Genomic DNA, 23,914 nt, shown 5'->3' with positions numbered 1-23,914 from the left:
GAGCCCCGAACCGCCGGAGCGCTTTTGGGCAAGCCCGCTTCGGGTAAGCCCGAAAGTGCTTTGGCGGTTCTTTTGTATGGTTCTTGGTGATCACCCCCCGTCATCGTCCTGCAACAAACATCACCGATACTGGAGTTCTTTCCCTGACTCTGTACGGAACCCAGTCATGTCCTCGTCCTACCCGATCGATTCCGAAGACCTGCCAACAAATACCTCCGCTGGCGAGCACTTCCAGGATGTGGTCCAGCGTGCGTTCAGCCGCCGTGGTTTCCTGAAATCCGGAATTGGGTTGTCCGCCGCCCTGTTTCTGGGAGGATTGCCCGCCGCTCAGGCGAAAGGCGTGGGCGGTGCCGCACCGCAGCCTTCACGTTTGCTTGGATTCACCGCCATCCCTTTGTCCACTGCCGATGCGGTACAAATTGCGCCAGGCTATACCGCTACTGTATTTGCCCCTTGGGGCACGCCGCTGATTGCACCTGCGTCCGCGTGGAAGGCCGATGGCAGCGATGATGCGGCGGCACAGGCATTGCAGGTGGGTGACAACCACGACGGCATCCATTTTTTTGCTATGGATGGACGAAACAATGAGGGGCTGCTGGTCGTCAATCACGAATACACAACTGTCGAAGACGGAAATTATGTCTGGCTGTTTGGGGCAGATGGGACGCAGCCTTGGACGGCGGACAAGGCCGACAAGGCCATGAATGCCCACGGTGTGTCGGTAATTCACGTCGCCGCGAATGTCGACGGAAAATGGAGCATTCAGGCTGGCTCGCGTTATAACCGGCGCATCACCGCTTCTACCGCGATGCAACTGAGTGGTCCGGCTGCTGGCCATGATTGGCTGAAAACCAGTGCTGACCCCAGCGGCACGCGTGTGCTTGGCACTTTCAATAACTGCGGCAATGGCTGGACGCCGTGGAATACCTATCTGGCCTGTGAGGAAAACTTCAATACCTATTTCGGCACGACATCAGGGCAGGATACGCGCAACACAGCCCAGAAGCGCTATGGTCTGGCGGCCGGTTCAACCGAATACCGTTGGGAGGATTTCGTCGCGCGATTCGACTATGCTAAGGAACCCAACGAGTCCAACCGATTTGGCTGGGTCGTGGAGATCGATCCCTTCGATCCGGCATCCATGCCCAAAAAACGGACGGCGCTCGGGCGTATCAAGCACGAGAATGCCGCCTTTACGTTGGCGGTCGACCGGCGCGCCGTCGTCTATATGGGCGATGACCAGGCTGATGATTACATCTACAAGTTTGTATCCGAGGGCCACTATCGCGAGGGCAGTAAAACCGCTGACCTGCTGGATTCCGGCAAGCTGTACGTGGCCAGATTCAGTGACGGCCCCTCGGCCGACGGACGCTATGCAGGGCGGGGTGAATGGATTCTGCTGGACAAGCAGGCGAACCCCGTGCTTGCCGCAGACACAAACTTCAGCAGTCAGGCTGAAGTTCTGATCCACACGCGCCTTGCAGCCGATGCCGTGGGCGCCACGAAAATGGATCGGCCCGAGTGGGTCAGCGTGAATCCCAAGACCGGTGAGGTTTATGTCACCCTTACCAACAATACCAAGCGTGCTGCGGCTGGCCCCGCCAATCCCAGGGAAAAGAACATTTATGGCCAGATCGTGCGCTGGCGTGAAGCTGGTGGCGATGCGGCTGCGGAGTCGTTTGAATGGGATATCTTTGTGTTGGCCGGTAACCCCGTCAAATACACCGATCGTGCAGATCTGCGATCCGGCTCGGCCAACATCAATGTCGACAACACCTTCAACAGCCCCGATGGCCTCGCCTTTGACCCGCATGGCCGCCTGTGGATACAGACTGACGGCAAGTACAGCAACACGGGCGACTACCAGGGCCAGGGCAATAACCAGATGCTGTGTGCCGATCCTGTCAGCAAGGAAATCCGCCGGTTTCTGGTTGGCCCGAAGCAGTGTGAGATTACCGGTATCACCTTCACCCCCGACATTAAGGCCATGTTCATCAACATTCAGCATCCGGGCGAGGGCGGTGACAGCCACTGGCCCGACGGCGGTGCGTCCCTGCCGCGGTCTGCGACGCTGATCATCACCAAGGACGATGGGGGCATTATCGGGGCTTAGCCGGCGGGCGGCACGACTGCCAGCCATGTGGCAGCAGTTCGCTGTACCATCCAGACATGGATCGCCGGCCGTGGTATGAAACATCAACGCACAAGGCAGAGTGGTACCAAGCAGAAATGAAAATGGGCCGGCACCAATTGGTTGCCGACCCATCCATAAATCTGGTTGCGGGGATAGGATTTGAACCTATGACCTTCGGGTTATGAGGCCGAAAAAAGTCCTGATGAATCAGTGGCTTATCCAATAAAATCAACGATGTAGCTTACCCTGACTTACCTCATTTTACCCCGGTTTACCGGGTGAATTGCAGCAAAATTGCAGCAATGCTGCAGCCGTGAACAGCCTAAAAAACACGTCAAGTAGGTCGCGGTAAATCGGTGGCTATACGGTAGGCAGTCATGTGATTGCGTACCGTATAGCCATACCTATGGAAGCACTCCTTTCTCCGAAAACCCTTGCCGTTATGCTGGAACTCTCGGAGCAGACAATCTACAACCGCATCTGCACGGGCGGCAACCTGCCGGCATTTTTCAGATTGGGCCGACTTGTCCGCTTCCGGCAAGACGACGTCGACGTCTGGTTGAGACAACAAGTGCAACGTAGGTCTGTCCCTGTTGAGCAGCCCGTTAAAGTGCCGCCCCGCAGAGGCCGCCCGACAAAAGCCGAGCAGGTCAGGCGGCGTGGGCTTCACTTGGGTAACGCCTTCGCAGCTTCGTCATTGGGTCAATCTTCAGGTAATCGTTAAAGGCCGGTTTCTGACAGGGCATCACCCCATCTTCAGCAATAGCGCCCCTCGTTTGGCGCGGGTCAGGGCTACGTACAGAAGCTTACGCTGGTTGCCAGTTTCTTCAGGGGCACCAAGGTAGCTTGTGGGAGCTACGACTACGACACCATCGAATTCCAGCCCTTTGGCTCGATGCATGGTGGCCAGATAAATCGTCCCTGGTTCATGCTGGGGATTGCTTTGTGCCTCTATCGTGGCGCAGGGCAGGCCGGAGTTCTTCAGTACCTGGGCCAGGGCGTCGCGTGCGGCTTTGTTCGCCGTAATGACGCAAAGCGACAGGGGCTGTTCGCCGGCCTGCTTGTGCCATGCCTGGATGAATTCGAGGGTCTTTTGCGCAGCGGCTTCCAGACCGGCGACGGCGATGGTTTCGGGTGCTGGTCCGTGAGACAGAGACTTGTAGCGGGAGTCTTCATCGCGGTCCCCGTCCAGGTCGTCGATTTCGCAGCCCTCCAGCAGGGCCACGGCCTGCTTGCGGATTTCGTCGGTGGTCCGGTAGTTCAGGTACAACTTGCGAGAGCGCCCTCGGATTTCAATGCCGCAGTGGCTCATCACGGCGCGATGGCGACTGTAGATACGCTGGTGGCCGTCGCCGACAAAAAACAGGTCATTCGCGCCGGGGGATACCATGGCACGTAGCAGCAACAGAGCCTGTGGCCCGAAGTCCTGGGTTTCGTCGACCACGATGGCACTGTATGGGTGCGCACCGGTGTCGGTGGTTTTGGCTTGAAGAATATCGCGTACTTCGCGGTAGGCGTCGTCGACTTCCTTTAGTTTTCTGGAAGCCAGTTGTCCTCGATATTCTTCAAACACCGGCCAGACGGCATCGCGCTTGGCGCGGCCCAGCACGATGCCGCGCCCGGTACGCCGTGCCACCCGGTAGTTGGCCAGTGACGTGATGCCTTGTGCCAGGACGACCTGTTCCAGTTCTTCTTCGTAGAAATCTTCGGGCAATGCCAGGCTGGTGTCTCGGGTGGCCAGAGCGGATTCCCAGGCTTGGCGGGCACCGTCCTGTTTACGGTCATAGATGATGCGGTGTTCCAGCTTGTGGCTACGGATAAAGTGGCTCACCCAGGCATCCAGGTTGATGACCTCGATGTTGGCCATCGTTTCAGCACTGCACAGGGTGCGCAGGTTTTGCTGGATGTCTGTGGCCAGATTGCGGGTAAACGTCGTGAACAGCACCTTTTGGCCCGGCCCGGTTTGATGTTCAGCCAGCCAGCGTGCGCGGTGCATGGCCAGCACCGTTTTTCCGGTCCCCGCCTGGCCCAGCACCCGCATGGGGCCGCTGCGGTCGCCGACTGCCAGTTTGTTTTGGGTGGGGTGCAAGAAGACACGCCATTGCGCCAGTGGCGCATTGACAATCGCACGCATGGCTTCGTCGTTTTCCACGACGACAAAGCGAGACTGGGCTTCTGGTGTATCCAGGCTGGCTGCGAAATCTTCGGTATCGATGGCCCGGTCGACGCGGGTCTCGCGGCTTGCCAGAATTTGGCTGATGGTGTCGCCGGCCTGCACCAGGAACAAGCCTTCGTAGGCTTCGACAGGCAGAGATGGCTGCAGAGCGTCCAAGGCGTCCTCTGTGGCGACGGAACGCACGGCGGCAAGCATGCCTTCGGGTACGCCCAAGCTCATCAGTTCGCGGTCGGAGTGGTGAGCAAACAAAGGGGTAGCGGCCTGGACAGCGCGTGTCTGTGCCGCAGTCAAATCGCCGTGTGTATCGGCAGCGTTGGCACCCGCATCCAGTTCTTGGGGCGTTTGCACGACGTGTTCCAGCACCACAAGCTGCATGGCCCCAGTGACTGGGTTGACCGCAAGGCGGCGGTTGGTTGCCCAGCGGTAGGCCGCATCGTGATGGTCCACATAAAGCAGAACGTAGACGTCGCCCTTGGGCGGTTTGAACACAATGCCGCGCCAGTCTTGGTCCAGTCGAACCGACTTCAGATTGTTGTCCTGTGCTGCGTGTATGGACTCGTAGTTGATGCCGGGGCTGGTCGGGTCGGCTTGAAAGCGTGTGGCCCATTTCATGACTTTCGCATGGGCGGCTGCGGGCAGCTTGGCCAATTGCCCCAAAAAATCCTGGGAAATGGCGACTTTGGGTCTGAAGCTCACAACATCACTCCTGTGTCTCGGGGACTAGCGTCAAGTCAAGGGCGGCTGCCACGGCCACGAGCCAAGGCTGGTGACCGATGTGTTCGTACGTCTCGTCTAGCAGCAGGGTAGTCCAGCTTGCCGCATGCCAGGCGTCTTCCAGGTCAATTTGGTCCTGCCGCAGCACAGCCAGCTTTGCATCGGGCCAGGCCATTTCAGCATCCGCACACACGGTACCCCGGTCGTCCAGCAGTTCCAGTCCGATTTCCGGAATCGGGGCGCCTGCTCTGGCCAACTGAGCAAGGCCAGACTGGAGTTCGCTCAAGGTTTGTTCCAGTGCGGCCAGCCAGGCTTCCTGTAGCGCGGCATGGTTGTCGGGATGTGCCGACGTGACTGTTTCTCCGGCAGTCACGGGGTGCAGCGTGTCGTAGTCGTGGGCTTCCAAGCCATCGCGACTGGTCAGGAGCATCCCTGGCAGCACCTGCACAGCGTTATACAGTTGCAGCCATCGGCGCCAGGCTAGATGCAGGGTTTCGTCATTGCTTGCGGCAGCGGCATCCAACACCACCATGCCGGGGGCGGACCAGCCTTGCTGGGGTAGGGTGCCGCTGGCCAGCGCCAGCGGCCAGCAGCCCAGCAACAGGCAGGGGGCTGTTCTGGATAGGTAGGGTGCAAATCCCGCTCTTGGCCACGGCGTATTGGGGTCGTGGATACTGCCTGGCAGGTGGGGCAACCAATGGGCCAGGTCTTGTTCGCTGGCGGCCTTGTCGCTGGCACTGTTCGGGATGCACAGGAAGGACGCCCACAGGGCATTGCGTTGCAGCGCATCCAGTGCGGCATCGCCTGGGCGGTCAGCCTCCGACGGGCTGGCCAGCCACTGCAACAAGCGGGTGATGGCGTGTTGCGTGAAGGCGTTTTGCTGTGCCCTGGGTATGTGGGCAGGGGCACGGCTGCCGTCGTGCCTGGAGAGCGCCGTCAAGGGTGACTCTAGGTCGGTTTCCCAGGCGCCGGCCAGCGCCGTGACGACATCCTGATGGGTGACAGACCATACCCAGAATGCGCCGCTGTTGACGATGGCGCTGCGCTTGTGAGCATCTTCGCGGATGCTGTGCTGGTGGTACAGCCAGCCATCGCAGAATACGGCGATGGGCTTGCGTTTCGAGGCCGAGGCCCAGGGCCAGATGACAAAGTCGGGCTGACTGGGCACCGTGACCCCTTGGGCCGTGCCCAAGGGGCACTGGGGCTCGATGCGGTAGCGTTGTTTGCCTACTTCCAGCACATAACCAGGCTTGCCGTTGATGATGTCGGATACCACCTGGATGTTGGGCAGGCCAGCCACGCCGCTCATGCGTGACAGGCATTCGATGAAACGTCCTTCCAGGACGGAATCGAAGTTCGGATTGATGTAGATATCCGAAATCGTGTCCACCTGCTCCAACTGGCCCAAGGACTTCACCAGTTCGGACAGCACAGTTTTGGCGCACTCCCGGGAGACCATCTGCATATTGCGGCCCAGGCGGTACTGATACAGGCAGCGGTAGCAGCCGTCCTTGTCGGGGTCGGCATTGCAGGCGCATTGCTTCAGGGTGTCCAGCGCCATGTGCAGGGTTTCAGCTAGGGTCTTGGCGTCTTGGGCCAGCAGTTGGTGCAGGTACCCAGTGCCGCCCGGCACTGAATCGTACAGCAGCACATAGTGTTTGCGCGGTCCGCCGTCCTTGCCCGGTTCGTCTTGCATGACCATGCGCAGGTGGTCAACCTTGCCGCCAAAACGCTTTTTCAGACCAAGCTGTACCGCTGCCATGAAGGACTGCACGACACGTTCATCGACCCCGTTTTTGGTGTATGGCACCAGAATACGCAATGCTTCGGAATCAAATTCGCGGTACAGATACAGGCATTCCAGCAGGTTGGCCGGGTCGTCGCTGCCGTGTTTGGGGCAGTCGAAGCTGTGGGTCTGGGCAGGGCCTGTGTCGTGGCGGCGTGGTGGCTTTTGCACTTTGCCGCAGTGTCGGCATACAGAAAAACCAGGGCGTGCCGATTCGACATCCGCCACTTTGAACGCCTCGCCTGGCTTGGCGATTTCGCCAAAATTGACATCGCGAAAGGTGACCCTGGAGATGAACTCAAAGCCAAAGGGCAGCTCGCCTGATGCAATTTTCCAGGCTTCCCGGATGCTGGAGGGTTGAAAGTCCGCCATCAACTGGCGCACGTAGTATTTGGGTTCGCGGTCTTCCGCCCGGTCGTCAATGCGCACCTGCGTGTCATCGCTATTGGCAATCGCCTGGCGAAACCGCAGCAGGGTCCGTTTCTGCGCCGCATCGGCCCACATCGTGTCGGCGCAGCGTGGGCACACGGCCTGCTCGATGGGCTCCACATCCAGGTTCTGCATGTGGTGGCAGGACGGGCAGAACCGCCAGGTTTCTGCCTTGGCCAGGCTCATGTTGATTTGGTCGACCTGTACCCGCCGCTGGTTGGCGTAAAAGCGGTTGTCCGGTGCGAATTCCGACAGAGCGGATTGGGCCGGTCGTTCGTAAGTCAGGGTTTTCAGCGTTACATAGGCGCCTGTGCCAGGTTCATCCGAGGCGCGCTTGCGCCACAGTACGGATTTCAATTCCACCCCGGCTTCCGGGAACGCGTAGTTGGGAATCAGGCCCGCATCGGTCAATGTGTTCAACAGGTCTCGGCCATTGATTTCCTTGATGAGTTCCAGCATGGAGTCGCGTTCGCGGGTCAGTTGCTCGGCCTCATTGCGGGTGGCTTCGTCCTGCGGCCTTTGCGCTAACCGGGCCCGTGCCTTGTCCAGCTCGTCCTTGCGTTTCTTGTAGGTGCGCCGTTCTTGCGCTAGGTCGCTGAAGACCTTCACCAGGCGCACGCGCAGGCCGTCGTCTTCCCCCTGGCCTTGCAAGGTGTTCCACAGGCGTTCGCGGACTCTTGGCGTGGCGTCGTCTGCCAACAAGGCCATGAAGGCGTCAAACAGCCGTTGCTCGTGTTGCAGCACATGGTCGCAGAACACATAGGGAAAGCGGTCTTTGCGGGCCTGCTCCACGGCATCCAGCACGGGGGATGTCTTGTGCGGCAGTGCGTTTGCGTTGCTGAGGCCGGCCACCCAGTCATCCATGCAGAAGGCAAACAGTTGGCGCCGCAGCACTTCTGCAGCCTGCAGGAAAATCCCTGGCGGGCTGACTTCGCCAGCCATCATTTCTTCCGTTTCAGCAAAGAAATACAGGTCATGCGGGCTGTTGCCATCGGCTAGTGTGGTGGCTACGGCATTGCCGTCGACGCGTCCGGCACGGCCAATCCGCTGCAGGAAACTGGCTTGGGCCGGCGGCACCGAGCACAACAGCACGGACGATAAATCACCGATGTCGACCCCCATTTCCAGCGTGGGGGTGGCCGACAGCAAGTTCTCGAACCAGGGTTTGGGCTGCTTGTCCTTGAATCGCTGTTCCAGGGCCTCGCGGTCGGTGCGCTGTAGCAGGCCTGTGTGTTCAGCGGCGATGACGCGCCGCACGCTACCCAGGCTGTAGCGGCTGGCCCACCAGTTTCTTGCCTGAGGCTGGATGATGTCATAACGGGATTCGGGGGCATCCAGGCACGGCATTCCCAGTAGCTGGGGCGCGTCGCTGCTGGGCACGGCCAGCCGCCGCTGATTGCCCGAGGTGGCAATCATGGCAACATGCGTATCCAGCAGCAAAGCGGCTGGATTGAGGGCCAGGGTGTCGCCCTGGTGATGCTGGCTGCGCAGCAGAATTCCCGCCTGTTCCAAGGCTGTTAGTGCCGTCAGAGTCATCTCAGCGGCCATGCCATCGACCAGCAGCGCCTGTTCACTCAGGATGGCCGTGGCCCAGCGTTCATACCAGCTTGCGCGGCTACGGTACTTCAGTTTGTCGAAGGCTGCCTGTGACCCCAGGGTCAGGAAAATGGGCCTTGGGGTGTTTTCGCCCATGATGGGCATCCATTCGTTGCGCCCTGCGGTTTTGGGGAGTGCAAAGGCATTACCGTCTGCCGCGTAGTGGGTCAGCTCTGGGTGCATGACCCCGCCACGTTGGCGCATGTGGGTCAGTAGCCCCCACAGCCATTGCGTCACTACCGCTTGGCTTAGACCTCGTGCGCCGAAATCTTCTTGCAGTCGCCGTGTCAGCGTTTCAGCTAGCGCGGCCAAGCGAGCCCAAGGGACGGACAGGGTGGCTTTGCCGATGCGCTCCAGGGTGCGACCGCGTCGACTCAGGTAGGTCATGTCACTGAATGCCTGCCATAGAAACCGTTTTTTGACGCGGGCGGGCAGGCGGCTGCCGGGGGGCAGGTGCTGGTGCTGGGGCAATTCCGTGGCCCAGTCGCGTTGCCAGGTCATATTCGGGCCAATGAACTCAGACACCAGGCGTTCATCGTCCATGTGAAGGACGGACGTTGGCTGCTGGAATTGTTGTTCGAGTCGCGTCAGAAATTCAGACCAGGGCAGGGGGGCTTGGACCAGCTCATCCATAGCCTGGGCCAGTGCTGTGCGGACGGTGTTCTGGTAGGTTCTCGCGCCGAAGAAGCCTGCCCGGTGGGCAGCGTCCTGTACAGAATCGGAAAATGCGATGAGTTTTTTGTCATCGTTGAAGACGCTGGCCCAGGTGGCTTCCACGACCTGCGCACCCAGAGTAGCGTTACGCGCCCCCAGCAGCAATAATTCGTCGCGTTCGCCGCATGCCGGGCAGGTGGTGTCGTGGTGGGTGAATTGGGCTGTGCCGGAGACCCGCGTGCGCTGCGCCGTGACCCGGAAGATGGCTAGCAGCGACGGGTTGCCGCAGGCCAGGCAGGCGTCTTTGCCCATCTGCAGGTTGCCGCAGGCCACGCAGACAAACTGGTGGATGCCATCCACATGGGTGCGCCCTACACTTTGGGCCGCGTAAAAGCGGGTGGCTTCGGGACGATGGGCAAACCAGGTATTATAAATTTCGTCCAACTGCGTGGACAGCTTGCTGGAACCCTGTACCAGCCGGGATATCCAGCCGGTGGTGTGGCACTGGCGGCACTGCACCATGGGCAAATACACGCCGTCCCGTTGGCTGGGCAGGTCACGTTCACTGCGTAGGGTAACCTCGTCGGCTTGCGGGCTGAGTTTGCCCACCATACGCCGTAGTTCGCGCACCCATAGCTGCATGCGCAGATTGACCAGTGGTTGGTCGCCCTCGCGACGTGCCCAGGCGACCAGCACCAGCAGGGCATCGATGATTTGGCTTAGCTGCTTGTCGCTGGCCTCGGGCAGGTTGCGGGCAAAGGCAGTTTGCAGTGTTTGGACATCCGCCACCCCGTCTTTCAGGTGCTTTAGCAGGTTGACGAAAAGCTGGTGCTGCTTCAGCTGCTGGCCCAACTGCTGACGCCAGGCGGGGTCTGTAGCGTCTTTAGGCGCAGGCTGGTCAGCAAAGAACAGGCCGTACCAGTGCAGAACGGCCGCTTCGGCTGACGCGTAGCGGCTGGGTTCCAACAGGGCCAGGGATTCCGGGCGTGGCTGGAAGATATAGTCGACGGTGGCGTCTTCCAGAAATTCGCCCACGCTCTGGCGGTTTTCGGTGACGACCGAATCAGGCTCGAATGGTACCCCAAAAATCTGTCGGGCGTAATCGCGCAGGGGCGTTGTATCGGATGCGCCGCCCAGTGTGGCGGATGTGCCGGCACAAATCAGATGGCCGGCTGGGGTTTGCAGCCGAGCGCGTAGGCGGCGCAGCAGCAAGGCCAGGTCAGTGCCTTGGGCACCATCGAACGTATGCAGTTCGTCGACCACCACGTAGCGCAGGGTCTCCGGGGTGTTGGCTGCCCATAGTTGCCGGTCCTTGGGCCGCAACATCAGGTAGTCCAGCATCTTGTAGTTGGTCAGCAGGATATCGGGCGGCTGCTTGCGCAAGGTGTCGCGGTCTGTGATGACTGCATCAGGGGTCATCATCATGCCGGTGCCGGGTGCGCCCGTTTGTCCCCCGACATACAAGCCCACTCGCAGTCCCCTGAATGCTGGCACGGAGTCCACCAGTTGGGCGATACGCCGTGCCTGGTCGGCCGCTAGGGCGTTCATGGGGTAGATGACCAGCGCCTTGATGCCGGTCTCGCCGGCTGACCGTGCACGGGCGGCATCATCCAGGACGGGGTACAAAAAGCATTCTGTTTTGCCGCTGCCCGTGCCGGTGGCCACCAGGGTGCTGGCGGCGAGGTGCTGGGACGAGAGACGTTTCCAGGCTTGTTCCTGGTGGCTGTAACCGGGGTATTGGGTCTGAAAGGCAGAAAAGAATTGAGTGCCGTGCTGCCCATTGACAAACGGCAGGCCGATTTGGACATAGGGGCCTTTCAGCCAACTGGCTTCGTCCTGCGTCAGGCGGTGCATCAGACCGTGCAGAAATGCGTCTGATGGCTCGAAACCGGTCGTCAAAAACTGTTTGAGGCCGGTCTTGATGTCGTGGGTCAGCAGCGATGGCAGCATGGGGTTATTTATTCAATTTTCAGTTCAGCTCTAAGCCTGGTATTTAAGCTTTCAGTTAGGCTGTTAATTATTTCTAGATTCTTCTTTACGGTTTCTGGTGTTGTTGCTAAGTTTTGGTCGGTGCGGTATTCGTCGGCAATAGCAAATGCCGCTCTGAAATATTTTTTTAAATCTGTGGATATGGTGTTTTCAAAAATAAAGGGTGCGATATCCTGGCAGCGGTTGAACTTGTTGACCTCGACGAAATCTGCTGACTGCCCACGAGATGTCATGTGCATGCTGAGTGCGCGAAAGGCTTCGTAGATAGCCAGCTTCTGATTGTGCAAGGAAATCTTATTTGCTTTTTTGGCTTCTTCGGCGGATTTGTATGCCATACACGCGGCTGCTATGGCTGCTAGAGCAGATAAAGAAGCAATTAGGATGGGAATTGTCACGGTTGAAATATCGCAAGGGTTCATTGAGAAGCCTCCTGCTGCTTAAAGAAAGCCCACGCGGTGCGATAGTCCGCCTCGCGGTCGGCCAGGACAAAGGGGGCAACATAGCGGCGTTCGACCATGCGGGGGCCGCCTGGCAGGGTGTCGTCGGTCACCCATTGGGTGACGATGGTGCCGTCGGGCACCTGGCATTCACCGTTTTTGTACAGGTCTTCCCAGCCAAACTGGCCTTCGCGGCTTTGACCGTCGGGTGTCTGAATGCGCGTGCGTGGGGTTTTTCGTCCACCCTTGCGGGGCAGGCCGACACCGACCAGCCCTTTGCTGTTGGTAAAGACGATGCGGCCACGGATGTCGTACCAAGTGTCGCGCTCATAGCCTTGCATGACGGGGAACTGCACGCGGTAGATGAGCAGCAGTTCATCCAGCGTCAGGCCCAATGCCTGTGCCACCAGCACGTCGATTTCCACCAACGCCATGCGACGGGCGTAATCACTGCGCAGGGCGCAATCACGGGTCCAGGTACTGCTCAGGTTTTGCCAGAAATCTTGTGGCAGACGGGGATTGTCGGGCTGGCTCCAGGATTGGTCGGTGAAGTCTACGTTAAAGACGCTTTCCCATAGTGGGGCGTAGTGTTGGGTTAGGCAATTTAAAGTTGCGGCTCGGGTAGAAATGGCCGGGCTTTTAGTAAACGGAATCTTAGACAGGGTGGATTCGTACAGGTCTGCGAGGCCTGTGGATTTCACAAAATAGTCGGAGACTAGTGCTGATAGTGTCCCCAGCGCTTCAATCAGTATCGCTGGTGAGGAAAATGTTAATGAAAGCACTGTGTGTACATGGGCACTTCCAGGGGGAATGACGGCACAGCTTAGTGTGCGCTCAGATGCGGCTCCAATGCGTCTTCTATGGACGTATCGAAAATAATCCGTCACCGGTTTTGGTGCAGTTTCCCCTTCTTCCACCCAACTGACGCGAGAGGTACGGCGCAGGTATTCCGCCCGGTCGGTCATGGGGCGGTAATTGGTGCGGGGGAGGTAGTCGTCGGGCAGGGTTTCCAGGTCCAGGGCGTCGTAGTGGCCGTTGGCCGTGCAGACCTTGCGTGGGGTTTTGTTAAATGGGTTGGCCAGGAAAAAATGCGGTCCAGACAAGACCCAGTCTTCGGGGGATGCGGCAAAGCCCTCATCACTGGACGAGCGACGGGTGATGGTGCCGTTATCTCGTGAGAGCTTCTCGTTCCAGTGTTGCGTACTGAAATATTCGCTCCCTAAGTCCGCTAACCGGTGTGGGTAGGCTGCCAGCTTGGTCAGGACCTGATTCAAGGCGCTGGCGTGCAGTGCGGGCAGACGTGCCAGGCGGGGTGGGGTTCCAGGTTCGTCGTACAGTTGGGCAAAAGTTGCCAGCGCCGTCTCGTCGACGTGTACGATGCGGTCGTGGTGACCGCTGGTGTTCCACTGGCCGAGCGTGTTTTTATAGCCGCCGACTGGGTCAGTTCCGCCGTGTTGGTAGCTGGTGTCTACTGTTGTGGGCGTGAATAGATTGGCTATGTGATGGAAGTTCAACGGGTTACGGTTGGCGCCGTACACATTGATGCTGTACTTGGTATGGTGGTCAACTTCTGCAAACAGCTGCAACTCATTCACAAACTGGAAGTGCCGCCGTAGACGTGCATACAGAGCCTCACGCAGATTGCCGCCGTCCGGGTCCTCATAGGGTCCTTCGGGATGCAGCAGTCCCGTGGCACCCTGGGGGCTGTTCAGGCTCCAAGCTAGGGGTATGAAGCATTTGTATAGGTTTGCTTTCATGCCTTGTAGCAGAGGGTAATTCTGGACGGCATTCAGGAAATTCTGTGTGCCTGCGGCTTCCTGCAGTTCATCGGTCCAGGCTGCCTGCAAGCCGGGATAGTCGGCAAAGGCAGTGGCCCGCTGTTTGACTAGGTCGCTTGCGCTGATTTTGCGCACGGCAAACATGGGGTTGTATTCCCCCAGCACGCCCGATTCGTTCCACTCCACCTTTAGCCAGGGGGGGTTCCCCAGTATCAGGTCGAAGCCACCGCCTTGCAGCAAGACGTCGGCAAAGCACAGTTCCCAGTGCATGAAACGGCGCGCTTCGCTCACGGCTTCCACCTGGGCGATACGAGGAAAGCTCTGGCGCAACTTGCTGATGCGCAACTGCCCCAATGCATCATGCAGTTGGGCTGAGGGCTGGGCGACCAGGGGTGGCTGCACCTCAAAACCGCTCAGGTGGGCCTGGACGGTTTCAAACCCCGTGGGCGCGGTCGTACCGGTTGTGGGGGGCAGCGGGGTGTTGGCGGTGAAGTTCAGCCCCGTCTGATGCATGATATCCACCACATTGCCTTCCAAGATGGCGCCCAGTTCCATCCACCATTCTTCCCGGCTGGGGAGCTGTGTACTGGCGGTAATCGGCCAGAACCATAGGGCGCACCAGTAATCCATGACCAGCTTCAGGCGACGAAAGGGGGTCGCCAAATCACCGTCTTCGTTTAGCAGGCCCTGGCGGCGGATGGCTTCTTTCTGGGTGCGGCTGATGCGCTGCTCTGCGTCCGTATCGTCTGCCTCGCACTCGGGCCAGATGGCCAGCGTGTCTTCGGTGCGGTGACGGTCGCGTGCCAGGGCCTGGGCATGTTGCTGCCACAGGGCCTCGACTTGGGTACTGAGCTGCTGCAGCCGGGTGATTTCGTAGTCCTCCAGCGGTGCGCAAAAGGCTTTGCGCCAGGTCTTGATGCGGGAAAAATCATCTGGATACAGGGCTTTGGCTGCATTGTCGGTGTAGTTGGCCATGCCGGGGTCGGGCAGCAGGAAATGCCAGATTTCATCTGCCTGACGGGCTTGAGCCGTGCGGACAGGGCGAGGTGGTTCCTGGTGCCAGGCGGGTCTGGCTGTTTTTTTCAGGCTGGTGGCGCGATAGACCTGGTGGCGTGCCCCGACCAGGCTGTTGCCGGTAAACAGTTGGTAGCCGAACCAGGGGACCCGTGCAGGCTGCGGCTGACCCTGGGCATCCGTTTCGCCGTAAATGGCATTCAGCCACAATGAAACCTCCGCCAGTTCCACGGCCACCGGGTTCAGGTCGACGCCATAGACATTGCGGTCGGCCAGATACATGCGCACCTTTTGCAGTTCGTGTGGGTAGTCTTCGTGGGGGATGCGGCGGCCTAGTTCGGCCTGTTTGCGTTCCAGATAGGTTTCGGCCAGTTGGTTGACGGCTTCGTTCAAGAACGCTGCACTGCCCATGGCGGGCTCGCATACCGTCAGGCTCAGAATGTCGTCCGCCTGTTGGACGCGACCGCCTGCCAATAGTTCTTTCAACGCATATTTGACCAGGCACTGCGTCAGGACTTGCGGGGTGTAGTAGCTGGCGCTCTTTTGCCGGTCGCGACCCGCCAGGCGGTAAATAAAGCTGCCGCGGGCATGCTTGCGCAGCACCAGATGGCCGGCCTCGTTGCGGTCATAGACGCGTTCGCTTTCTTTGTAGTCGCCCAACCGGCTGGCGGGTACAAACCAGGCGTTATCCAGCAGGTCCCCCGATGCGGCGGATGCACCGGTGTCCGTGTCGCTGGATTCGGGTGCGTCGATATCGTCGTCGCCTTCGTCATCGTTGCTTTCGTTGCTTGATTGGGATTTTTTCGCAGCAGGCTGCACTTCGTACAGTTCCTCGGTTGCAAAGAACCCTCGGTAACTGAGCAGAGCCTCGTAGACGGCCCCCAACTGGTTGATGGACAGCAGTTGATAGCTGACGCGGCCCCGGCGCCTGCCGCGCCCCTGGCCCTGCGACAAGGACATCAGACGGATGATGCGTTGCCAGATATGGTTGGGGAAATGTACCTTGCTCAGCAGCGGCAGGGTGTCGTCATCGAACAGTCGGCTATCCAGTGGGGCCAAGGCAAAGACTTCGCGCGCGCCGGTCAGGCTGGAACCCAGTTCGTGTTGCCGGGGTTCTTTCAGGCCACACCCTTGGGCCACCAGCGAAAACAGACGGCGCAAGGTGGTATCGAAATATCGCCCATCCCGCGCACTGGGGGTGGACAGCGGCTGTAGTTCCAGGTCACGCAGGCTTTCCAGGCTGTAGCCTTTTTGGTAGACCTCGCTTTTGGCAATCGGCACATACGCCAGTTCTGGGCGGGCTTCGATGTAGAACATGAATAGCAGCCGGTACACCAGGCGCAGGCATTCCATGCTTAGTTCGTCGGCGTCCAGCTGGTCCTTGCCGCTGAAGAACCCCTTTTTGGATTCTGCCGCCTGCTGGCGCAATTGCCGGGCGGCTTCGTCGCCCAGGAGCTCGATGGCCTCACGCAGGGCATATTTCAGGTCTTCGCTGACACCGAAGGCGTGCTTGTGCGCTTGTTCATCCAGTGATTGCAGCAGGGCCGCGCCATCGGCAGGGGCCAGGCAATTTTGATGCAACAAGACCGCGCAGGCCTTGAGCGTGTCGACGTCCTTGCGGTCCAGGATTTCGGCCCAGTCAAACCGCAGGGCCCGGTTGTTGGGCCATTTGTAGCGGTCTATCAATAGCCACTCGTCCAGGCCCGCCAGCAGCACATAGCGTGGCGGGGCGTCACCGGCAAAGACGGCATCGGATAACAGTTCGGCCCAAGGCTTGCCCTGCAGTGCCGGAGGGATAGGGATGTCGCCATACAGCATGCTGGCCAGGGTCTGGTCCAGCAGGTCGTCGTCTTCGGCCCCAGGGCGATAGGCCGGAATCAGGACCAGGCCGGGCAGGGACAGCGCCCACACCGGGATGGGCAAGCCGGCTACCAGTGGTTCGCATGTGGGTCGGGCCGGCGGGGCGGCATATCCCAGTGCATCGAGCAGACCGGCCTGGATATCCGTGAATAGCACCCAACGTTTGTGTGCGTCGCTGGTCTGGGCGATTTGGCTGCGCAGGCTGAACCATTTTTGCGCCCAGGCTTGCAGCCGTTTATAGGGAGCGCGGTGTGCGTTCTGGCCTGGATGCTGAGCCTCGTCCTCATCCCAGGCATCCAGGGTGTTCTTGATGTCACCCTTGAACACTTCGGCCAGATAGTGATGGCTATAGAATTCGTTTTCGTTGGTGATGCCGGCAAAGGTCTGAACAGCGTCGAGCGTGGGCATGGTCAGGCCTCCAGAGTGGCTTGGGGGTGGCACAGGGCGGCGATGACCTGAATCCAGGGCTGTGGTTCGGTCGAGAGGGTATCGTGTACCCATAGCCGGTAATCGTCGAAGATGCGTGTGATTTGTTGCTTGCGCTGTTCAAAGCGGCCCCGACGCACGGTCTCCAGTTGCTTTTCCAGGCTGAGTTGCAGTTGCTGGACCTGCCGGTCCTGTAGTGCTTGCAACTCGGTCAGTGTGTTGCTGAGTCGCTGCTCCAGGTCTGCCGCAAAGGTAGCTTGCCGGTCCAGCATGTAGGCGTGCATGGTTTCGACGGCGGTGGGTAAGGCGCGTTGCAAGTCTGCCATGGCCGTCCTGAGGGCTGGGCCGTCGCCCCGATTGGGCAGGCCTTTGGCCTGAATGCCGGCGCGTGCAGCGAAGGTATCAAAGGACTCCAGCGTGAAGGGGGCCGTACCCTGGCGATGAGCAACCTGCCATTCCACCAGCAGGGGCTGGCCTTTGCGGTTGGGCACCAGGCTCATCAGGATGAAGGCCTGTTCATTAGTCTGCAGACGATGGCTTTGCAAGACCGGGGCTTTGTGTCGGCCAAAATGCGTCAGTACGCGCTCGCCCAGCCATTCCATGATGGGGTGTTGGGGCCATAAGTAATGCAGTTGCGGCCAGGTGTCGTCTTCTGCCTGGGCTTGCCGTGCTGTTTCGATGGCCTGGGCGATACGCTCGGGGTCTGCGCATAGTGCGTAATGGTCATTGGTGGCCTGGACCTCCCGGGGAAGCTGACGCAGGCGTTCCTGCAAGTCCAATGGTGCCGTCAGGGCAATGATGTGTTCGGCATCTTCGGCTGACCATTGGCACAGGGGCTGGTCCTGGTTCAGCAGGGACAGTGCCGTGCGGGCGTAGTCATAGTCGCTGGAAAACAATACAGTCGACGGCGCGCTGATGTCAGAGGACTGTTCATTGGATGAGGAGGGCTGGTCCGTGCCAGGGTCTGCTCCGAATAATTGCATCAACCAGTCGCCTTCATTGCGTTCGTCATCGCTGGCCGTGGCGTCCAGGTCGGCCTGCACCTGCTCCGGGCTCAGGCCGCTCGCCATATAGTTGGTGACCTTCTCGACTTCTTTGTCCGGGTCGTACACATTCAAAAAGGCGGACGGGTCTCCCAGGTTGAGCAAGGCTTGTTCGTCCTTGGTTTCCAGGATTTCCAGGATGCGCAGGTCGCCCCTGACTTTTTCGTTGACCGTGTCTGTAAAGAGATACACCACCTGCGGCTGGTGTTCCTGTCCGTAGCGGTCCACACGGCCATTACGCTGCTGGAACACCATCAGCGACCAAGGCAGGTCAAAGTGCACCAGTCGATGGCAGAAGTAGTGCAGGTTCAGGCCTTCGCTGGCCACGTCCGAGCACAGCAGCACCCGGACGGGGTCGCTCAGGCGCCCGAAGCGTTCAACCAAGGCCTGCTGCTCGGTGTCAGCCATCTGGCCGTGCATGACCTCGATTTGGCTGTCTTTGAGTTTCAGGTCACGGCGCAGTTGGTCACGCAGCCAATGCAAGGTCTCGATGCGTTCGGAAAAGATGACTAGGCGGTCTTTGGCATCGGAGAGATTCCAGCCGAATGAATCGGAGCGTAGCTGGGCCAGCAGGCGCTGGTATTTGCTGAACTGGGTGGCGTTGGAGTCATCTACCAGGGGGTGCAGGGTCGCTTGCAATTCACGCAGAGCAGCTACTTCGGCCTGTTCGTCCGGGGTTGCGGCTGACTTGGCCTCCAGCCGTGAAATGCGGTTTTGCGTGGATGCCAAGGCAGCAGCCGGGCTGGAAAACAGGGTTTTTTGCAGTCCGACCCGCTGCAGTTCTGCGGGTTTCCCGGGGGTGTGCTGGCCGCGCTGGGTAAAGGGGACCGCCAGCAGGGCTTGGTAGACAGCTTCCTCGGCGGCACTGGCCTGCGCATGCAATCGTGTCGTCAGTCGCTCTTTGATTTCCCCGGCCAATTGGTCACGAATGTCCTTTTTGAAGCGCCGAATCACCAGCCCTTTGCTGCGAAAGTCTTCGGGCGTGTAGTCGTCCGGGTCTGAAATCGCGGTGGGGTCCAGTAGGCTCATGAGTGACGCAAAGCTGCGCGCCGAGCCGTCGTGCGGGGTGGCTGACAGCAGCATCAGGGTGTCAGAGCGCGTTGCCAGCAATCGGGCCAGGCGAGCGCGACGCGACAAGGACGATTCACCGGCGCGGGCTGCGACGTTGTGGCATTCGTCGATGACAATGATGTCCCACCAGGCGCTTTCAAGATAATTGCGGTATTCCAGATTGCTCTTGAGCGTGTCGATGGAAATGATGCTGCGGTCAAAGTAATTGAAGGGGTTGTGGTTGGCCGGAATGCGATTGCGTACCCTGGCTAGTCCAACTGAGTCCAGGCGGACGAGCGGTATGGAAAAGCGGCTCCACCACTCTTTCTGAAATTGGGTCAGCATGGCCTTGGTCGTCACGACCAAGATGCGTTTGCCACGCCCCCGCTGAATCAGCTCGGTGGCCAGAATGCCTGCTTCCAGCGTTTTGCCCAGCCCCACCGCATCGGCAATCAGAATCCGGGCGCGAGGCTGGTGCAGTGCCTGCAGCGCGGGGTCCAACTGATAGGGCATGAGGTCCATGACGCCCTTGTGGCCCAGATGGATGCGCTCATCATTGGGTACGCTACGTCGACGCAGGCTTTCCAGGTACAGGATGAATGCGTTGTAGGTGGGGCTGTCATCCGTGACCAACTCGGTGTCCGCCGGGTCCAGGATGTCTATCTGGTCTTCTAGCTTGCTCAGAAAGAGTGCCGTGCGCCCCCGCACGAGTTCTGATACCCCATCGCATGTCAGCAAGTGACCGCCATCGGCGGTCGGGTCGACCCGACGGACCAACCATTCTTCATCGCGGATAACTGCACGGGCTCCTGGAGCAATCAACAGCATGGGTGACGAATCCTCAGGTCTCTTTTCTGCAGTTGCGTATCACTGCAGAAAAGGCGGTTTGTTACATTGTTTCACATGATGTGGGGGGCTGTCGCATTGTATCCCCGCAGCTGTATGCCCCCGAGGATACCTGCTGCGAGGCAGGCTTGCTTGGCGTTAGTTCGCTGCCGGTGCTGCGGTTGTGAGCCGCCTGTCGCTATACGAAGGGCGAAGACACTCCTTGTCTTCCCCATTTTTCGAGCGAAATCCGATACCTGCATATCCACCGTCCTGTAACCAAAAGGGCGGTGCGACTAACGACTGCGAATCATCTGATAAATCAGGTGGTTATGAATCCTGCAGGTACTTCGTTCCGTCGTCTTTACTTGCTTCGCAGACGCGGCAAAAAGGGGGGGAGACATATCGGAAGAAAATGCTTACCCCATCCTCCCTGACCTATGAATATCTGCGTGATGAACAGCGACGAAATGCTCAGTTGTCGATTGTCAGCAAGCAGACTGTCGCTAATCGGTTGACAGCACTGAATTTATTTTTACGGGCGAACCGCCTACATGAACAGGATGTCGTGGGCGAAGAGTTTCGCGCCGGTCATGGAGCAGCTATTGAGACCTTGGTTGCTGAGTTGCGTCGCGAAGGACGTTCGGAACGCTCGATTGGCAACACACGTTCTGCGTTAATGGCGTTTAAGAAGGCTGTTGTGGTATTTGATACGCAATTGACGATTGCTGGTGCCGATATTTCGCCCTTCCACAAGAGGATTAAAGAAGTCCTAGGCGCACATCCCATAAAGAGAGTGGCCAAGCAGTGTGCGATACCGCCGGATATGTTATTCGGATGGAGAAATGGTAAGTGGCCTCGCATTAGCAGCATATGCCACCTGCGACGGCTTGAATCTTTTTTTGGATTGGAACGAGAGAGCTTGGTGCTGTTAGCCGGCTTTCAGGACGGTAAACATATTGAGCAGCGAGTCGGAAATGCTGCCACGATTGACTATCGTGTGAGTCTGGCCCGTCGCAGCAAAGAAAGTTACTGGCTTCGAGTGCCCCGTGACTCTGCACTGACTGAACAGTGGCGGGCACTGCTTGAGTACAAGACAGCAGCAGTGCCGCTCCTGGAACGCAGCGGCAACGGTCGTTGGACCTTTGCCCCGCTCGCGGCTGCACGTGAAACGAGTGGAAATTGGTGGACTTTTCTAGATGGGAAGGAAGTGCCATCAGCGAGGATGGGCTGGGCGCGAACGGCAAGCTATCTGGGTTGGCTTTCCTTGCCGGCAGAGGCTGGCGGCGGCGGTATTCCAATTACTGCTGCTCAGACTCTTGCTTGGTTTGCTGTGCCAGGGTTTATAGAGAAATTCCTGGATTGGATGAAGGTCCGGGCAGGTGGCAAACACACACGTACGGCTGGGGAGTTCCTCGCTATGGTGCGCTGGCTGTGTCGGCCTGGGGACGGCTACCTTTACCAAATCCCCCAACTGATGGGAACCTTGCCCAAGGTCTACCATAGTCGCGACTGGAGGGCCCTGTGCGAACAGCAACACAAACATGCAGGCCAGCTGGCTCGGATATATCAACCAGAGATGGCTGCAGGTCGCGACCCGTTTGACCCAATTTCTACGCTTGTGCACTCACAAGAGCCCATGCAATACATGGCGGATATGGTTGCTAGGATGCGTGCAGACAGGCCCATTGGCCGCAGTTTGAGGGCGCAGGCGGTGTGGGCCCGAGATTTATTCGTCGTAGAGCTCTTGCTATCAAATCCCATTCGCTTGCGGAACCTTGCTTGTTTGCAATGGCATGGAGAAAAGGGTAATAAAGGTTCAGACAAGGATGGCGTTTTATATCAGCGCGATGACGGCTCTTGGTGGATATATATTCCGAAGCGCCTGCTGAAAAACCGCGCATCAACGGCTTCAATAAGGGACTATCACGCACCGGTTCATCCGGCTGTTTGGCCCGACTTGGAACGCTATCTATTCAAATTCCGGCCTGTACTGCAGCGTGCACCAAGCGACCTCGTCATCCTCACTTTGAATGGTGGTCGGGCGGCGACCCGCGCTCGCACGACTGGGCAGCACGTTCATTTGCCATATATGGACATAGGGCGCACAATTTTCAGATTGACTCGGAAGTATTTGTGGAGGTCGGATGGTATTGGACCACACGCATTCCGTCATATCGTCGCGACGGCAATAATGAAGGCCCCGGGCGGCGATGTGAAGACTGCGGCCCAGGTCCTGAATGATAAGGAGACAACCGTTGAGGACCATTACGCTTGGTTAAGTAGTGGCGACGGGAGTCAAAGGATGGCCGAGCTCTTAAAAGACTCATTCTCACGGCTATAAAGTCAAGTGACTACACCCTTGTCTGTTTGTTGAGATGGTTTTAGGGGTTGCATGTCACATATACATCTTTTGCCGATGACATCAGGTGGTGCGATTTCGCGTATTACATCGCCCGGGAACTGCATGGAAGACACCTTCCCGGTAGTCTCAGAAAAATTTTCGATGTTGCCGTCTGAGTTTTTGCGCTCTGGGTTCTTTGGGCTTTCGACGGCATTATGTGATGATGATGTCTCAGAATCGTACCCAATCTATGATTGGGAAAGCGTTGACGTTAAATTGCGTGAGCAGTGCGTGACCTTGAGTGGGCCTCGATTGAATCAATACCATAAGCGGGTTTTGCTTGGGCTGATTTCAAGGGCATCGGGCCAAAAAAACGACGCTACTATGGTCATTAATCCGGCGGAGTTTCTTGAATTTATTGGGCGGTCCGCTTGCTCGAGAAACGTGGCCGCGCTAAAGCGCTCCTTGACGCATCTTTCTCGTGCCCAAGTGAATATCAAGCGTTATGCACACGATGGCCGAAACCGGTTCACGTTTCTTCGCTCAGTGTCCGTAGACAAGGGGCGGATGGAAATTCAGATGTCGCCTGCCTTCGCAGAAGTCTTATGGTGGAGGGGCTCGACTCGTATTCCGCTACCTTCCCGTTTGCCATTACCAGATGGTTTTTCGACTGCGCTGATAGACTTGTTTCGTGCGTGCCGCACCCATGTGTATTACATATCCGCGTTAAGCGCGATTTGGCAGCGGGAGCCTGTTCAGTTCGGTCGCGAAATCACTGTCGCGATGAAGGTGCTTCACACTGCGGGACTGCTGGCCTCCTATGACCGACGGCGTGGAAAAATTTTGGTTGTGACGAAGGAGCCTTGGATGGTTTAAAGAAATCTGTTGTCGCAGCGGACAAGTGCTGATTCTTCGAAACGAAGACTTATAGCAAAGCACGCCGCAGGCCTTGTGTTAGCCAAAAAATGACCGCTGACTATGCGGTCATTTTTCTGACCCCACGGTTGGTCACTTATTTTGGCCGTAGCTTCGTCATACTCTCAGATGGTGCGGGGTCGTCCTTAGACGACTCATTAAGCAGCTGTGCGAGGCGTTCCATAATCCACTGTTTCTCATCGGGCGTAATATTCCACTCCGAGCTATGCACTTTATTTTCTATGCCCTTTCGGATGCGGGATAAATTGAATTCTCGCGTCCATTCGGGGTGCTCTCGTTCTTTGCGTTGGCCGTATTTTTTGAGCTGTTGGGCGAGGTCTTCTGCATTTTCGTATGCTTGGAGGTGCTCTGTGTCGTCCACATAATCAGTATACTGATTATCAGCTGTTTTTCGGATTGCAAGTTTTGGCGCCTTTCCGGCGACTGAGCTCATTATTTTCCTGCGAGGGAAATCATCTGGAATTGTCATGGCTTCGCTTTTTCACTAAATTGAGTCGTGTGAGTTGTTCTGTGGGATGAAATATTATGATGTGGATTATTTTTATTTAATCATAATGAGCTTTTCAGACCGTGCAATCTGCCACGTTGGAGGGCTGTAGATGCTTGCGCTGTGAGGGTGTCACGGCATCAGGCTATTCTTTTAAAGAGCTTTATATAAAGAGTTTCATATAAAGTAGAGCTCTATATGGGAAAGTGGTAAACGCTTTTCGTGGGACAGTTACC

At 58.2% G+C, this 23,914-nt stretch carries 10 protein-coding genes; 4 read left to right on the top strand and 6 right to left on the bottom strand.

Going from position 1 to position 23,914, the window contains the following annotated elements; all coding sequences use genetic code 11:
• Positions 1-166: 166 nt before the first annotated feature.
• Together ABS758_RS02430 and ABS758_RS02425 are read left to right on the top strand one after the other, a co-directional pair.
• Complete coding sequence (locus tag ABS758_RS02430; protein ID WP_350380726.1) at positions 167-2,113, top strand: PhoX family protein; 1,947 nt, start codon at positions 167-169, stop codon at positions 2,111-2,113.
• 427 nt (positions 2,114-2,540) lie between these two features.
• A complete protein-coding gene (locus tag ABS758_RS02425) occupies positions 2,541-2,858 on the top strand; it encodes a helix-turn-helix transcriptional regulator (RefSeq protein ID WP_350380727.1) in 318 nt (105 codons plus the stop codon).
• Positions 2,859-2,879: 21 nt separating this feature from the next.
• On the opposite strand, the gene ABS758_RS02420 is transcribed toward ABS758_RS02425, so the two are convergent.
• Genes ABS758_RS02420 through ABS758_RS02400 form a run of 5 tightly spaced genes read right to left on the bottom strand, consistent with a single transcriptional unit; the run spans position 2,880 to position 19,914 of the window.
• Positions 2,880-5,006 (bottom strand): UvrD-helicase domain-containing protein, encoded by a 2,127-nt coding sequence (locus ABS758_RS02420; protein WP_350380729.1) that lies wholly within the window; start codon positions 5,004-5,006, stop codon positions 2,880-2,882.
• Positions 5,007-5,010: 4 nt separating this feature from the next.
• Positions 5,011-11,439: a DEAD/DEAH box helicase family protein gene (locus tag ABS758_RS02415; protein ID WP_350380731.1), complete on the bottom strand. Its 6,429-nt coding sequence runs from the start codon at positions 11,437-11,439 to the stop codon at positions 5,011-5,013.
• A gap of 8 nt (positions 11,440-11,447) precedes the next feature.
• On the bottom strand, positions 11,448-11,897 hold the full coding sequence (locus ABS758_RS02410; protein ID WP_350380732.1) for a hypothetical protein: 450 nt from the start codon (positions 11,895-11,897) through the stop codon (positions 11,448-11,450).
• Entirely contained in the window at positions 11,894-16,975 is a 5,082-nt protein-coding gene (locus tag ABS758_RS02405; RefSeq protein ID WP_350380734.1) for a DNA methyltransferase family protein, read from the bottom strand. Before ABS758_RS02405 ends, ABS758_RS02410 begins: the two co-directional genes overlap by 4 nt.
• Positions 16,976-16,977: 2 nt before the next feature.
• Positions 16,978-19,914: a DEAD/DEAH box helicase gene (locus ABS758_RS02400; protein WP_350380736.1), complete on the bottom strand. Its 2,937-nt coding sequence runs from the start codon at positions 19,912-19,914 to the stop codon at positions 16,978-16,980.
• 220 nt (positions 19,915-20,134) lie between these two features.
• Between ABS758_RS02400 and ABS758_RS02395 the strand changes: the two genes are divergently transcribed.
• Positions 20,135-22,255, top strand: coding sequence for a hypothetical protein (locus ABS758_RS02395; protein ID WP_350380737.1), 2,121 nt, complete (start codon positions 20,135-20,137; stop codon positions 22,253-22,255).
• Between the two features lie 123 nt (positions 22,256-22,378).
• Positions 22,379-23,131 (top strand): RepB family plasmid replication initiator protein, encoded by a 753-nt coding sequence (locus ABS758_RS02390; RefSeq protein WP_350380738.1) that lies wholly within the window; start codon positions 22,379-22,381, stop codon positions 23,129-23,131.
• Between the two features lie 136 nt (positions 23,132-23,267).
• Here ABS758_RS02390 and ABS758_RS02385 read toward each other — a convergent pair whose 3' ends face one another.
• Positions 23,268-23,624, bottom strand: coding sequence for a hypothetical protein (locus ABS758_RS02385; RefSeq protein WP_350380739.1), 357 nt, complete (start codon positions 23,622-23,624; stop codon positions 23,268-23,270).
• Between the last annotated feature and the right edge of the window lie 290 nt (positions 23,625-23,914).

It is taken from the genome of Castellaniella sp. FW104-7C03 (assembly GCF_040276085.1).
GTDB lineage: Bacteria > Pseudomonadota > Gammaproteobacteria > Burkholderiales > Burkholderiaceae_B > Castellaniella.
This window is presented reverse-complemented; position numbering and strand designations above follow the sequence as displayed.

Coding starts and splice junctions, on each gene's coding strand:
- ABS758_RS02430 (WP_350380726.1), top strand. CDS start 167: ATGTCCTCGTCCTACCCGATCGATTCCGAAGACCTGCCAACAAATACC.
- ABS758_RS02425 (WP_350380727.1), top strand. CDS start 2,541: ATGGAAGCACTCCTTTCTCCGAAAACCCTTGCCGTTATGCTGGAACTC.
- ABS758_RS02415 (WP_350380731.1), bottom strand. CDS start 11,439: ATGCTGCCATCGCTGCTGACCCACGACATCAAGACCGGCCTCAAACAG.
- ABS758_RS02410 (WP_350380732.1), bottom strand. CDS start 11,897: ATGAACCCTTGCGATATTTCAACCGTGACAATTCCCATCCTAATTGCT.
- ABS758_RS02405 (WP_350380734.1), bottom strand. CDS start 16,975: ATGCCCACGCTCGACGCTGTTCAGACCTTTGCCGGCATCACCAACGAA.
- ABS758_RS02400 (WP_350380736.1), bottom strand. CDS start 19,914: ATGCTGTTGATTGCTCCAGGAGCCCGTGCAGTTATCCGCGATGAAGAA.
- ABS758_RS02390 (WP_350380738.1), top strand. CDS start 22,379: ATGGAAGACACCTTCCCGGTAGTCTCAGAAAAATTTTCGATGTTGCCG.
- ABS758_RS02385 (WP_350380739.1), bottom strand. CDS start 23,624: ATGAGCTCAGTCGCCGGAAAGGCGCCAAAACTTGCAATCCGAAAAACA.